This is a genomic window from Sinorhizobium sp. RAC02 (assembly GCF_001713395.1).
In the GTDB taxonomy this organism is placed as follows: Bacteria; Pseudomonadota; Alphaproteobacteria; order Rhizobiales; family Rhizobiaceae; genus Shinella.
Genome location: NZ_CP016450.1, coordinates 3,446,302 through 3,459,312, shown reverse-complemented (window position 1 = coordinate 3,459,312; position 13,011 = coordinate 3,446,302). Strand labels below are relative to the sequence as shown.

Sequence of the window (13,011 nt, the reverse complement as noted above, 5' to 3'; positions counted from 1 at the left end):
GGAGCCTCGCTCGATTGATTTGACGGGCAAATCATCGCCGCTGACGCCCTTCCCGACGTCCTCGATCATGTTTGAGGTCGCCCTTGATCGCGATCCGGATCATGATGCGTCCATCGTCAACAGAACCGTTCCTGCCGTGCTCTTCATTCCCCTGCCCTTCGTCGTCGCCCTGTTGCTCGCCATCCGCTTCGTGGCGCTCCTGCGCAATCAGGAAAGCGGCAACCGACCGTTTCTCGCCTTGATCGGGCTCTGCATCCTGCAATCCGTCATCGTCGGCCTGCGCTGGGGCTACGACCTGACCGCACTACGCTATGTGCTGCCTGTGCTGGCGGCGTCGCTACCGCCGCTGGTGCTGGCGAGTTTCCGCAGCCTGATCCAGCCTGACCGGCAAGACATGCCCTGGCTCAACGGGCTGCCGCCGGTCGTCGTCATCGCCCTGCTGCTGTTTGCGCCCTATTTCATCGACGTTGCCCTCGTCGTCATCTTCGTCGGCTATGCCGCGATCCTGCTGCGGCTCGCCACGGCCGGTCCCGACGGGCTGGACGAGGCGCGGCTCGATGGCGCTGCGGGCGCGCACAAGGCCCTGCTGATTGCCGCCGGCGCGCTCTGCATTTCCGCCTCCTTCGATATCGCGGTCGTGCTCGATTTCGAATGGAGCCGCGGGGAGAACGTGCCGATGATGGTCAGCAACGCCAACCTGCTCAGCCTCTTCCTCCTCGGCCTGACGGCAACCGTCGCCGCCCGCGCCCGCGCGCTCCCCGCGGCACCCGGCGAGACGGATCAGGATCCTTCCGCGGATGAAAGGGACCGCGACGTTCTGGAGCGCGTCGACCGGCTGCTTGCCACGCAAAACCTTTTTCGCGACGAGAACCTGACGCTCTCACGTCTTGCTCGGCGGGCAGGCGTACCGGCCCGGCAGATTTCCGGCGCCATCAACCGCCTCGCCGGCAAGAACGTTTCGCAATATATCAACGACTTCCGCATCGCCGAGGCCTGCCGGCTGCTGCGCGAGACCGACATGCCGGTGACCTCGGCCATGTTCGAAGCCGGCTTCCAGACGAAATCGAACTTCAACCGCGAATTCCGTAGGGTCACCACGCAGAGCCCCGCCAGCTGGCGGGCGGAGAATCGCTCACCAAGCCCGGCAGGCGGTTGACGCTCATGCAGGCTGCGGTGCCGCTTCCGGCATTTTCGGCTCGCGGATCGTAACCACGGCAAGGGCACCGATGAGGCACAGCACGCCCGCGATGAAGAAGGCCGGAAGATAGGTCTCGTATGCCGTCCTGGTGAAGCCCGCGCCCCAGGCCGCGAAGGCGGCGCCGAGCTGGTGACCGGCGAAGACCCAGCCGAACACCATGGGCGCCCGTGCTCCGAAGCGGTCGATGGTGAGCTTGAGGGTCGGCGGAACGGTGGCGACCCAGTCGAGACCGTAAAAGACGGCAAAGATCGATAATTCGTAGAAGCTGAAGCTGGTGAAGGGCAGATAGACCAGCGAAAGCCCGCGCAGCCCGTAGTACCAGAACAGCAGGATGCGGCTGTCGAACCGGTCGGACAACCAGCCCGAACCGATCGTGCCGGCAATGTCGAAGATGCCGATGATCGCCAGCATGCCGGCAGTCGCGGTGGCGGCCATGCCGAAATCGCCGCAGAGCGCTATGAAATGTGTCTGCACCAGGCCATTCGTGCTGGCGCCGCAGATGAAGAAGGTGCCGAACAGCACCCAGAAGATCCGGGTCTGCGCCGCCTCCATCAGGACCGCGATGGGGGAGGCGAGCATCGCGCCCAGTGTCGCCGGTGGTGCGGGGGCGACGACCATTCCGTCCTTGGCGCCATAGGGCGCCAGGCCGACATCAGCGGGGTGATCACGCATGAAGACAAGGACGACGACGGCCGTGAGGAACAGCATGACGAGAATGAGCGTAAGCGCGTCACGCCAGCCGAGGCTCTCCGTGAGTGATGCCATCAGCGGCAGAAACACCAGCTGGCCGGTCGCCGTACTCGCCGTCAACAGGCCGACCACGAGGCCGCGCCGGGTGGCAAACCAGCGCGTCGCGACCGTCGCGCCGAGAACCATGGCCGTCAGCCCCGTGCCGAAGCCGACAACGACGCCCCAGAGCAGGGTGAGTTGCCAGAGCTCCGTCATCGCGAAAGATCCGAGAATGCCGGCGCCGATCAGTAGAAGCGCCACGCTCGCGACCCGACGGATGCCGAAGCGGTTGATGAAGGCGGCGGCGAAGGGGCCCATCAACCCGAACAGCACGAGGCGGATGGCGAAGGCGGAGGAAATTTCCGACGTGCTCCAGCCGAATTCCTGTTGCAGGGGACCGATCAGCACGCCCGGCGTGCCGACGGCACCCGCCGTCACCAGCATGGTCAGGAAGGTGGCGGCCGCCACCACCCAGCCATAATGAACGCCGTGACGGGCGGCGAAACGCGAGATCGTCGTGCCGGTGGAGGGTAGGGTGTTCGGCATGCGGCATCCAATCTACGGGTAGCTACCCGCTTAACGGTCAAAAAATCACAGCAGGCTGTTCAGTTCGGTTATGAGTGCGAGTTTTTCCGGCCCGAGGCGAGCGGCCACGTCGTCCTGGCAGGCCTGCCAGAGCGGCACGGCGGTCTGCAATATCTCGGTGCCGCGGCCGGTCAGAAGCACCAACGCCTCGCGCTGATCGTCTCCACTCCCGAATTCGACCAGACCCATGCGTTCGAGGACGCGGACATTGCGTCCAAGCGTCGAGCGATCCAGTTCCATATGTCGGCCAAGCTCCGTCAGGCTCACCGGCTGACGCCGCTCGACATTCCTCAGCAGGGAAAACTGCGCAATATTGATGCCCGTCGGCTCCAGCGCGCCGTCATAGAGGGCGCTGAGCTTGCGGTTCGCCATTCTCAAACGGTTGCAGTAACACGGTGCGTTCATTATGCGGGTATATGCCCATACTTAACCCGCAGTCAAGCCCGCTGGCTTCAACGAACGACTGAAGGCATGCCGGACAGCACGCACAACAAATCAAATCTGACGTGAAAATCATCAACCGAAGCGACCGCGTGCCCAGTCGTCCAGCCGCTGCTGCAGGATCTCCTTGTCGCCTTCGGACAGAACGGCCCGCGTCGTGCGCAATTTCTCCAGCGCGTCTTCCCGCCCCTCGCGTGACGCCAGCGTGAACCAGAACGCGGCCTGCAGCAGGTCCTTTTCGACCCCGCGGCCTTCCTCATACAGATTGCCCAGATTGACATAGGCAGCGACCGCACCGAGCCGGGCCCCACGCGAATAGAAGTCGAAGGCCTTTTTCGGATCCTTCTCGACGCCCTTGCCGTCCTTGTAGAGGTTGGCAAGGTTGACCATGGCGCTGCGGTCGCCGAGATCCACGCCCTTCTGGAAGTTCTCCGCGGCCGCCTCCAGATCGACCTTGGTGTCGAGCCCCTTGAGATAGATGAGGCCAAGCTTGTCGAAGGCGGCACCCCAATTCTGGTTTGCCGCCTTTTCCAACCAGATACGCGCCTTGCCATAATCCTGCGCGACACCCTGGCCCTGGAAATACATGTAGCCGACATTGCTCTGGTCTTCGGGATGGCCCCGTTCGGCGGCATAGAGATAAAGCTCGAAGGACTTTGCCAGATCGAGCTTCACCCCGAGGCCCTTGCGGTAGAGGTTGCCCATATTGTGATAGGCGGCCAGATTGCCGGCGGCCATGGCCACTTCATTGAGCTTGTAGGCATCCTCGCCGCGACCGGCCTTGTCGAAGGCACGGGCAAGCAGCGTCTTGAAGCGCATGTTGGTGGGATCGCTTGCCACCGCCGCCTCGCAGGCCGGAACGGCGATCTGCGGATCGAGATTGGCATATTCCACGCTCGGGCCGATGCGTTCCGGATCGGAGGGATGGGCGGCCGCTAGATCGCACGGCGTCGCCTCGACGACCTTGGGACCGCCGGCCTGCGGAATGAGCACGACATCGCGCACGAGCGACGAGTTTTCCCACGGGATCTGCTCGCCGCCGGTCGCCTCAACCACCCGGGCGCGTGTTTCCTTGAAGATCGCTTCTATCGATTGCCCCGGCGTGCGCAATGCGGCGGTCAGCGCTTTGGTATAGGGGCTGTTCCCGCCCTTGCCGTCCTGCGCCACGTCACCCGGCGAGGTGGAGAAGGCGATCAGCGTTCCCGTATGTTTGCTGACGATGCGGGCAAGCCCGCGCGACAGGGAATCGCCGTTGCCGATGGAACGGGTCTTGCCGTCCTTGCCGAGGAAGGGATTGTCCCGGCAGGCATCGAGGATGAAAATGATCGAACCGGCCTTCGTGCCCTCGAGCTGGCGCAGCACCTGGCTTGCCGACATGGCAACGAGCGGCAGGTCCATGGCGTCGGCAATCCTGGCATCGATCGGCACCAGGAAATTCTCCTCCGATGCCTGCAACCCATGCCCGGCATAATAGACGAGCACGACGGAGTCGGGCTCGATCTTGTTGCGGAAGTCGATGAGCGCGCGCTCCATGCCGGACTTGTCGGCATTGCGCACGAGCTGCACCTCGAAGCCCACGTCACGCAACGCCGCATCCATGGCATCCGCATCGGCCAGCGCATTCTTGAGCGGGGGCAAATCCTTGTAGGCTTCATTGCCAAGCACAAGCGCAAGACGCTTGACCGGAGACGTTTCGGCAAAGGCCAGTCCGGGAAGGACAACAAGAAAGAAGGAAAGGGCATAAACAAGAAGGCCATGGCGTCGCATGTCCATCAACTCCTTCCCATAATAGTTCTACAGTGCGGCTTGAACGCAGGCCATCAGTAGTTGTTTCTCGACAATTGAGAAACCGAACTTTTTGCCTTCTGAGTTTTCCGAGCCTGACTGACTTTCACAGGCTGATTTTTGACAACCTTCGCGCAGCGCGAAGACTTTGGATTTGTCTTGCAAATTTCCGGCGCACCGGCCGTTGTCTCACAACCACTGATGATCATCGATGCCGTAAAAAGAGCGACGAGCGCCGATATCTTCCCTGCCAGCAATATCGCCATGGCCCATCCCCACTTCGCACGGTTATGGCTTGAGAATACACTACTGTCGAAGAATTAAGTGCCCTCATCCTCTGGGTTTATCTAGCGCTTGTCAAGTTTGGAAGCGTCGTGCTCTATGCTGTCTGTCGGACAATTCAAGGCGGGCCGCAGACGGGTCAATCCGACCAGGGGCGTTTCCTATGATGCTCTTCGGGAACAACAAACCGGATCGATTGCGGCGTCTCCTGGCGCAGAACGCCCATGCCGCACACATCGCCGGGACGATCGTCGCGCGCGCCGACGACATGGGCGGGGCGGCACCCATCGAACACCGCATCGATCCGGCGCGTGGCATCCTGCTTGAGACGAGCCGGCTGCTCGGCGAGCGCGTCGTCACGCTTGGGGTAGCCTGGGCCGTCACCGGCCACACTGCCTTCCGGCGCAGGATCGTCAGCGAAATCATGGCCGCCGCCCGGTTTCCCGATTGGAACCGACAGCATTTCATCGACACGGCCGAAATGGCCGCTGCCGTGGCGATCGGCCGAAACTGGGCACAGCCCGTCATGTCGAAAAACGAACTGGCGCTGGTCGAAGACGCCCTTCTTCGCCATGCACTGCTTCCCGGCCTCTCTTCACTGCATGCCGGGTCGGACTGGACAACGGCGCGGACCAACTGGACGCTGGTGTGCTGCGGTGGCCTGATCACCGCTGCGGCCCTGACGCGCTCGGCCATGCCCGAACCCTGCGACGAACTCCTCGATCTCGCTCTCGGCCCGTTCCGCTCGGCCCTTTCCATTTTCGACGACAAGGGCGGTTGGCCGGAGGGCGCCGCCTACGGCGCCTATGCCGCGCGCTACGCCATCCTCGCCGTCGAGGCGCTCACGGAGGCTGGCCTGTCGCACCGCGTGCCCGAGGAAGTCAGCCGCCTGCCCGCCCATTGGCGCTTCCAGCGGGCGCTCGTCAGCCCGTCCGGCCAGGGTTTCAACGCCGGCGACGAGCCGACCGAGCACGAACGCTCCCCGATGCTTGGCTGGTTTGCCGCACGCAGCGAAGAGGAGGGCGCCGTTGCCTGGCAGTGGCAGGCACCGGGTGCGGTCCATCCCTTCGATCTTTTATGGTACCACGCGCCGCCCGACCCGCCGACCTTCGAAGCGGCACCCCGCATTGAGGTGTTCGACGCCGGATACGCCATCCTGCGCCACCACGCGGACGGACGGGAGTGGTACCTAGCCGCCCGCGCCGGGCGCAACACCACAAACCACTGCCATGCAGACCTCGGAAGCTTCGTGCTCGATGTAGGGAGAAACCGCCTGGTTTGCGATCTCGGGCGCGAAGACTATGCGGCGCCGGGTTATTTCGACCCCGCACACCGCCCCTCCTATTTCCTGACGCAGACCCGTGCGCACAATGTCGCCTTCGCCGGCGAGCAATCGAGAGAGGCCGAGGCGACCATCGTGGCAGACGGTTCCCGTATCGCGCTGGATATCGTCGACCCCGCTTCACCCTTCCGGCATCTGCGCGGCTTTACACCCAGCGAAAACGGCGTCGTCGTCGTTGCGGACCTGATCGTGCCGAAGCACGAAAGCGACAGGCTCCCGGTCCTCTGGCAGTGCCACACGCAGGCTGCGGCTTCCGATGGCGACGGACGGATCTGTCTCGGTGATGGCGACCTCGCGATCACTGCTCGCCTTTATGCACCCGACGAACACCCGCTCACGATCGAGCCGATCGCGGCCGATGAGGATCGCTTCAGCCAAATCCGGCGCTTGACCGCCCGACTTGCGGTGCCGGCCGACGGCCTGTTCGTCGCGTGCCTGTTTTCCGACCGGCAAGGCGAGCCGGATCAACAGTCGGTGGAAGCCTGGCTGAGAGAGATCGCCAGCGTGCGATGGCCTAAACAGACCGAGGAGGCATGAATGGATCTTCTGCGGTTCTTCCGGGCCGATCGACAGCCCGCGGCCGCGGCCGCAGAACAGAACGACCTCTACATCTACCGCTCGGCCGGGCCGAAACGCATCGTGGTCGTGACGCTGTTCGAGGTGGCCCGCGACAAACACGACGAGATCATCACCAAGGTCGGCAAGACCTTTGCGGGGTATGACAAGATCGTCTACGTCACCGATCTGCCGGAGTTCCTGCATTTTCGTGCCGCCGGCGCGGCGTTCGAATATTTCCCGTCGCTTACAGAGCAGACGCGGCACCGCGATACGCTTTCCTGGCACGCCTATCTGAGCGCCCGCTGGGAGATCATCCTTGCCAAATGGCAGCCCGAGCATGTGCTGGCCTATGGCGCCAACATCGACCGTTTCCTTGCTGCGACAGAGGAGCGGCCTGCATGACGATCTGCCGCTACGACATCGTTTTCGTCGCCGACGTGCGTTTCGAGGGGGGTACGTCCACGGCCCTTGCCGCGGAAATGACGGCCGCCGCGCGCGAAGGCTGGAGCACGGGGCTGCTCATGGTGAAAGGGCCGATCCTCGGCCTGCCCTTCCCGGTGCATGCGGACATCCGCGCCCATCTCGGCAACGGCCTGACGGATCGGGTCGATCCGGCGCAGAAGGTCGAAACCCGGCTGCTGCTGCTGCACCATCCCGGCATCCTGATAAACCCGCTGCAGCCACGACCGATGATCGAGGCGGAAAAAGTGGTGATCGTGCTGCATCACCCCGCCATCGACCGGGCAGGAAGCCGGCAATATGACATCGCAACCGTCGTGAAACACGCGCGCTTCGCCTTCGGCAAGCCGGTGCTGCTGGCGCCCGTCAGTGCCGTCGTCCGCAAAAGCCTGCCGCGCCATCTGCCGCAGGATTGCGCCCTGCTGGAGGAGGATTGGCACAACCTCATCGATCTCGACGACTGGCCCTGCCGCAAACCACAGGCCCTCAAGATGCCGGTGCGCATCGGCCGGCATTCCCGTCCGCACCCCCAGAAATGGCCCGACACGCTCGAGGAGGCCAAGGCCGTCTATCCGACGGATGCCAGGCGCTATGAAATCCGCATGCTGGGCGGAGAAGAATTCCTGCAGGCCCATTACGACGCGATCCCGGAAAACTGGAAGCTCCAGCCGTTCGGCTTCACGGGTGTCGCGGAGTTTCTCGCAGACCTCGATTTCTATGTCTATTACCACAGCACGGCCTGGTCGGAGGCTTTTGGCCGCGCGATCCTGGAGGCGCTTGCCGCCGGCCTCGTCACCATTCTTCCCAAACATTTTGAGCCGCTGTTCGGCGAAGCCGCGCTTTATGCCGTGCCCGATGACGTCAAGAGGATCATCGACCACCACATCGCCAATCCGGCCCTCTATGCCGCCCAGAGCGAGCGCGCCCGCCGTTTTGCCGTGGAGCGGCACAGCATCGAACGTTTTGCCGGCCGGATTGCCGCCCTGATGCCCGCCGATGCGGATAAACCGCCGCCACCAACACTCCTCATGCCACCGCTGCCGGCGCGTCCCGTGCTTTTCCTGTCGTCGAACGGCGTCGGCATGGGGCATATCACTCGCCAGATGGCCGTCGCCGACCGCCTGCCGCCGGATCTCATTCCGGTTTTCGCGACCATGTCCTATGCCGCGAAGGTGGCCGTCGATGCCGGCTACCAGACGCATTTCTTCAACCACCACAGGGCCATGGACGCGGATACGCAGGACTGGCGCAGCGTCTTCGCCGACGAGCTTTTCGAACTCGTCAGCCATTTGAAGCCCGCCGTCATCGCCTATGACGCGACAGCCGTGTTTCCCGCCATCGCCGACGTGCTGGCGCTCTTTCCGGATATCTATTCCCTCTGGATGCGCCGGCCGATGTGGCGGGAAGGCCATCGCCTCTTCCTCGACCTGGAAGGCGCTTTCGACGCCGTCATCGAACCGGGCGAGTTTGCCGAAGAATTCGATATCGGGCCAACCCGGGACGTTCGCCACCGCGCATATACGGTCCCGCCGGTGCTGCACATCAGGCCGGAAGACCGAATGGAAAGGGGCGAAGCCCGCCGCCTGCTCGCTCTGCCAGCGGACAGCACGGTCGTCGCGCTGCAGATCGGCTCGGGCAACAATTTCGACATGGCAGGGGTTCGCGCCGCCGTCATCGACGCAGTGCTGTCGCATCCCGATACGGTCATCGTCGAATTCCAGTCACCGATTCGCGCGGCCGTCGAACCCGTCCAGTCATCCGGTCCGCGCCACCTGGTGCGCGAGGCCTATCCCGTCTTCCGCTACAGCCGCGCCTTCGACGCCGCCGTATCGGCCGCCGGCTATAACGGCTTCCACGAAAACCTGCTCGGCGCCATCCCGACCCTCTTCGTGCCGAATGAGGCCGATGAAATGGATATGCAGCTCAGCCGCGCCCGCTGGGCAGAACTCAACGGCTACGGCTGGACTATGCGGCGCGACACCGACCTGCCACGCTGCCGCGATTTCATCACGCGGCTCCTCGACCCATGGCAGCGGCGCCACATAGTGGCGCGCTGCGAGGCTATCGACTGGCAGAACGGCGCCGACAGGATCGCCGCCTTCATCACCGATCACGCGCGGCTCGTGCGCTCCGACCGCAAGCTCGCCGATTCGCTCTAGGGTATTGTTTGTCGCATGATCCGGCGCCGAAGCGGCGCCGCTTCGGCTGGAAATGCTCACATGGGCGAAATTCAGGCTATTCAGGTTGCCGAGGACGCATCACTTGGTCGAGTTCCACGAAAACTCGTGCCACAAAGAGATTGAATGCGGCAGATACTGTCCGAACCGCCTCTTCCTGGTTGAATTCGAATGGGTCGGCCGGCTTGAAGACCTCTGCTTCGTTGAGCATCGACCATTTTCTGGTCTGTGCTTCCGCCTTGGTGATCACGCCCTTCTCCAACAGAGCTGACAGGAATCGTTTGCGAAGGGGATTTGAAGAGGGGCCAATGCAAGCGAACAAGCTCAGGCCGCCGTTGCCATACTTGAGCTCGAAGAGAACGAGCCGCCCTGAAGCTGTCCACTCCTTCGAAGACAAGAAGCCAGGTACGGCGTCCCACTCGGTAACGCCGAAACGAACATTCCCTGACGCAGGCTCGTCAGGGACAACGGTGATGCCTGGCGTGCTTGCCCCCGCTGCGAGATCACCGGCCTGAGACTTTAGCGTTTCGAACAGCTGACGAAGGGGGTTGGGCCGATTCCGCATCAGATAATCCAAAGCCTCGCCATGCTGCGCCCAAAGCTTTCGTGCGGCATCCTTGAGCATATGATCGCCCACGTGGTGCCTCCTCATCATTGAAATGTAGTGAACAAGGGTTTCGCGCGCTGGAGTATGTAGCCCTTTGGCGGCAATCTCATCGAATTTATGAACGACCTGGGCAAGACGCAATTGCTCCCAGTTATCCTGAGCGGCCTCGTTAGTCTTTGTCATGAATACGAATTTGTGGGTCCAACCATCATTTACCAACCAATGGCGTTCGACAATTCCCCGATATTTTTGAAGCTGGTCTTTTCCCTGGCTTGCATCGATCTTCAGCTCGAAAACGATGATAGTCTTCGTGACAGGAAGCACGATCATCAGATCGATATCCCTCCACTCTCGCCGGATTTCGATGGCAGCGGCGTTCCGTTCCAGCAGACCCTTTGCGTCTAAAGGAGCATCACCTTCGAAGAGAACCCCTAGAAATGCCTCCAACAGTCGTGACCCGTAGCCGTGCGGCTTGCGGGGATTGAGCATGTAGGCGAGGAAGCTTCCGTGGCGAATCTCCGCACGGACCATTCCGGTCGCTTCAAAGGGGCAGAAGCGGTTAATGCGGCTGGAAAGCAAGGTGAAGTCTTTGCTTTCGATCATCGCATCGAAGCGCAGAGCAGCATCAACTTTAATGGTCGTCTCCATTTCATCCGCAAGCGTACGGATCGCCAGCGTCACACTACTCACTGCGCAAAATAGAGACGCTGCATTGGAACACAAGCAGAATGCCTCTGGTCAACGGGTGTCGTCGCCGACTTCTTCGAAGTTGCGATTTCATATCGCTCGATTGAGCGAACATGTAACCCGCCGGTAACCGCGCCCTCTTTCGCCGCTTCGGCTGGAAATGCTCCGAGAGCGAAAAACACAAAAGCCCCGGCGAACCGAGGCTTTGAAGCTCTGGAAGAATTGGAGCGGGTGAGGCGATTCGAACGCCCGACCCCAACCTTGGCAAGGTTGTGCTCTACCCCTGAGCTACACCCGCTCATCATCGTCGGCCTGGGGTAGTGGTTGGCCGAAGGTCGCTGCTGCGTTGCGGCGACGGGCGCTATATGGCCCAAGGCCTTTTTAAATGCAACAGAGAAATGTCGGATTTTGCAGAAAAAATCGTGGCGACTTTCAAAGCGCCGGTTTTCCGGGCGGTTGCGCTGGGGCTGCCGAAGCCCTATCAGCGGGCAGGAGCAATTCATGCCGGGAAGACAAGAATGACCGACACGCAGCCGAAGACCGACAAGGACCTCTTTCAGTTTCTCGATGGGCTCGGCATCGCCCACAGCACGAAGGAACACGCGCCGGTCTTCACCGTCGCCGAATCGGTGGCGCTGCGCGACGAAATCCCCGGCGGCCACACGAAGAACCTTTTCGTGAAGGACAAGAAGGACAATTATTTCCTGATGACGGTCGAGGAGCATGCAACGGTCGACCTCAAGACCATCCACAGCGTGATCGGTGCGGCAAGCCGCGTCTCCTTTGGCAAGCCGGAAAAGCTGATGGAATATCTCGGCGTCATCCCGGGCGCGGTCACCGCTTTCGGCGTGATCAACGATGTGGCGGGCAAGGTGAAGATCATCATCGATGCCAACCTGATGGCCTACGACACGATCAATGGCCATCCGTTGCGCAACGATGCGACGACCTCGATCGGCTCGAAGGATCTGTTGCGCTTTATCGAAGCGACCGGACACGAGCCGCTTGTCTTGAAAGTCACGTCCTGACATACGATTTTGGGCGCAGCGACGACGAATGAAGGCGCGCGGTTCGCGCCACAGGAGAGACCCATGAGTGCAGGCGACAACCCCTATGCATCGTCCTATGGCGGGCAGATGAACGTTTCGGCGAACTATGGCGGCGCGGCACCGGCGGCGGACGACCTGATCAAGGACACGACGACCGCGAATTTCACGCGCGACGTGCTGGAAGCCTCGCGCCAGCAGCCCGTTCTCGTCGATTTCTGGGCGCCCTGGTGCGGCCCGTGCAAACAACTCCAGCCGATCATCGAGAAGGTCGTGCGCGAAAGTGCGGGCCGGGTGAAGCTCGTCAAGCTCAACATCGACGACCATCCCTCCATTCCCGGCCAGCTCGGCATCCAGTCGATCCCCGCCGTCGTCGCCTTCGTCAACGGACGGCCGGCCGATGGCTTCATGGGCGCCGTGCCGGAAAGCCAGGTGCGCCAGTTCATCGACAAGATCGCCGGCCCCGCAGGCGCTGACGAGAAGGCCGAGATCGAGGCACTGCTCGCCGAAGCGAAGACGCTGTTCGACGCAGGCGATCTCGACGGTGCAGCCGATCTCTACAGCACCTTGCTGCAGGCCGATCCGGAAAATGCGGCCGCTCTTGCCGGCATTGCCGACTGCATGATCGCTGTCGGCCAGCCGGAGAGTGCCCGCCAGGCACTCAGCGACCTGCCGGACGCCGTTGCGGCCGATCCGGCCGTCGTGGCCGTGCTGAAAAAGCTCGACCAGATCGAGGAAGCCCGCAAGCTCGGCGATCCGGCTGCCCTCGAACAGGCGCTGGCGCTCGACCCCGATGACCATGCCGCGCGGCTCAATCTTGCGAAAATCCGCAATGTCGAGGGCGACCGCCAGGCGGCGGCCGACCATCTGCTGCACATCATGAAGCGCGACCGCACCTTCGACGACGACGGTGCCCGCCGCGAGCTTTTGCAGTTCTTCGACATCTGGGGACCGAAGGATCCGGCGACGATGGCCGCCCGTCGCAAGCTGTCGGCGATCCTGTTTTCCTGAGGCATTTTTCCGTGGAACGGTGCGGCCTCCCTTGAGAAATGCCGCACCTACCCCACATTCGGGAGGAGGCGCGAGGACGAGGGGCGGGAGATTTTCACCGCGCC

11 protein-coding genes and 1 tRNA gene are annotated in these 13,011 nt (G+C 62.5%); 6 read left to right on the top strand and 6 right to left on the bottom strand.

All coding sequences use genetic code 11. The features are described 5' to 3' along the window. The first annotated feature begins 19 nt into the window (after window positions 1-19). Window positions 20-1,156, top strand: coding sequence for a helix-turn-helix domain-containing protein (locus BSY16_RS16595; RefSeq protein WP_353652368.1), 1,137 nt, complete (start codon window positions 20-22; stop codon window positions 1,154-1,156). A gap of 3 nt (window positions 1,157-1,159) precedes the next feature. Here the strand turns inward: BSY16_RS16595 and BSY16_RS16590 are convergent, their stop codons facing one another. The 4 genes from BSY16_RS16590 to BSY16_RS31975 all read right to left on the bottom strand — a co-directional run bounded on the left by BSY16_RS16590 (window position 1,160) and on the right by BSY16_RS31975 (window position 5,004). Beyond that, window positions 1,160-2,473, bottom strand: a complete 1,314-nt coding sequence (locus BSY16_RS16590) for an MFS transporter (protein WP_069060688.1) — start codon at window positions 2,471-2,473, stop codon at window positions 1,160-1,162. A gap of 45 nt (window positions 2,474-2,518) precedes the next feature. Further along, on the bottom strand, window positions 2,519-2,884 hold the full coding sequence (locus BSY16_RS16585) for a MarR family winged helix-turn-helix transcriptional regulator (protein WP_286157146.1): 366 nt from the start codon (window positions 2,882-2,884) through the stop codon (window positions 2,519-2,521). A 144-nt stretch (window positions 2,885-3,028) separates the two neighbouring features. Next, window positions 3,029-4,726 carry a caspase family protein gene (locus BSY16_RS16580; protein ID WP_069060686.1) on the bottom strand — a complete coding sequence of 566 codons (1,698 nt, stop codon included), beginning with the start codon at window positions 4,724-4,726 and terminating at the stop codon, window positions 3,029-3,031. 47 nt (window positions 4,727-4,773) lie between these two features. Further along, window positions 4,774-5,004 (bottom strand): hypothetical protein, encoded by a 231-nt coding sequence (locus tag BSY16_RS31975; protein ID WP_150129979.1) that lies wholly within the window; start codon window positions 5,002-5,004, stop codon window positions 4,774-4,776. A gap of 179 nt (window positions 5,005-5,183) precedes the next feature. Between BSY16_RS31975 and BSY16_RS16575 the strand changes: the two genes are divergently transcribed. From BSY16_RS16575 to BSY16_RS16565, 3 genes are read left to right on the top strand one after another with little or no spacing between them, the layout of a single operon-like run. Continuing rightward, on the top strand, window positions 5,184-6,899 hold the full coding sequence (locus tag BSY16_RS16575) for a heparinase II/III domain-containing protein (RefSeq protein ID WP_069060685.1): 1,716 nt from the start codon (window positions 5,184-5,186) through the stop codon (window positions 6,897-6,899). Beyond that, a complete protein-coding gene (locus BSY16_RS16570) occupies window positions 6,900-7,322 on the top strand; it encodes a hypothetical protein (RefSeq protein WP_069060684.1) in 423 nt (140 codons plus the stop codon). Beyond that, window positions 7,319-9,538 (top strand): glycosyltransferase, encoded by a 2,220-nt coding sequence (locus tag BSY16_RS16565; RefSeq protein WP_069060683.1) that lies wholly within the window; start codon window positions 7,319-7,321, stop codon window positions 9,536-9,538. The genes BSY16_RS16570 and BSY16_RS16565 overlap by 4 nt, the downstream gene beginning before the upstream one ends. Window positions 9,539-9,614: 76 nt before the next feature. Here the strand turns inward: BSY16_RS16565 and BSY16_RS16560 are convergent, their stop codons facing one another. Then, on the bottom strand, window positions 9,615-10,844 hold the full coding sequence (locus BSY16_RS16560) for a PD-(D/E)XK nuclease family protein (protein ID WP_150129978.1): 1,230 nt from the start codon (window positions 10,842-10,844) through the stop codon (window positions 9,615-9,617). A gap of 229 nt (window positions 10,845-11,073) precedes the next feature. Next, window positions 11,074-11,148, bottom strand: a tRNA-Gly gene (locus BSY16_RS16555). Window positions 11,149-11,368: 220 nt separating this feature from the next. On the opposite strand from BSY16_RS16555, the gene BSY16_RS16550 reads away from it, so the two are divergent. Both BSY16_RS16550 and trxA read left to right on the top strand, forming a co-directional pair. Continuing rightward, window positions 11,369-11,878, top strand: coding sequence for a prolyl-tRNA synthetase associated domain-containing protein (locus tag BSY16_RS16550; protein ID WP_069061589.1), 510 nt, complete (start codon window positions 11,369-11,371; stop codon window positions 11,876-11,878). 63 nt (window positions 11,879-11,941) lie between these two features. Then, entirely contained in the window at window positions 11,942-12,907 is a 966-nt protein-coding gene (trxA, locus tag BSY16_RS16545; protein WP_069060681.1) for a thioredoxin, read from the top strand. The last annotated feature ends 104 nt before the right edge of the window (window positions 12,908-13,011 follow it).

Coding starts and splice junctions, on each gene's coding strand:
- BSY16_RS16550 (WP_069061589.1), top strand. CDS start 11,369: ATGACCGACACGCAGCCGAAGACCGACAAGGACCTCTTTCAGTTTCTC.
- BSY16_RS16575 (WP_069060685.1), top strand. CDS start 5,184: ATGATGCTCTTCGGGAACAACAAACCGGATCGATTGCGGCGTCTCCTG.
- trxA (WP_069060681.1), top strand. CDS start 11,942: ATGAGTGCAGGCGACAACCCCTATGCATCGTCCTATGGCGGGCAGATG.
- BSY16_RS16570 (WP_069060684.1), top strand. CDS start 6,900: ATGGATCTTCTGCGGTTCTTCCGGGCCGATCGACAGCCCGCGGCCGCG.
- BSY16_RS31975 (WP_150129979.1), bottom strand. CDS start 5,004: ATGGCGATATTGCTGGCAGGGAAGATATCGGCGCTCGTCGCTCTTTTT.
- BSY16_RS16565 (WP_069060683.1), top strand. CDS start 7,319: ATGACGATCTGCCGCTACGACATCGTTTTCGTCGCCGACGTGCGTTTC.
- BSY16_RS16590 (WP_069060688.1), bottom strand. CDS start 2,473: ATGCCGAACACCCTACCCTCCACCGGCACGACGATCTCGCGTTTCGCC.
- BSY16_RS16585 (WP_286157146.1), bottom strand. CDS start 2,884: ATGGCGAACCGCAAGCTCAGCGCCCTCTATGACGGCGCGCTGGAGCCG.
- BSY16_RS16580 (WP_069060686.1), bottom strand. CDS start 4,726: ATGGACATGCGACGCCATGGCCTTCTTGTTTATGCCCTTTCCTTCTTT.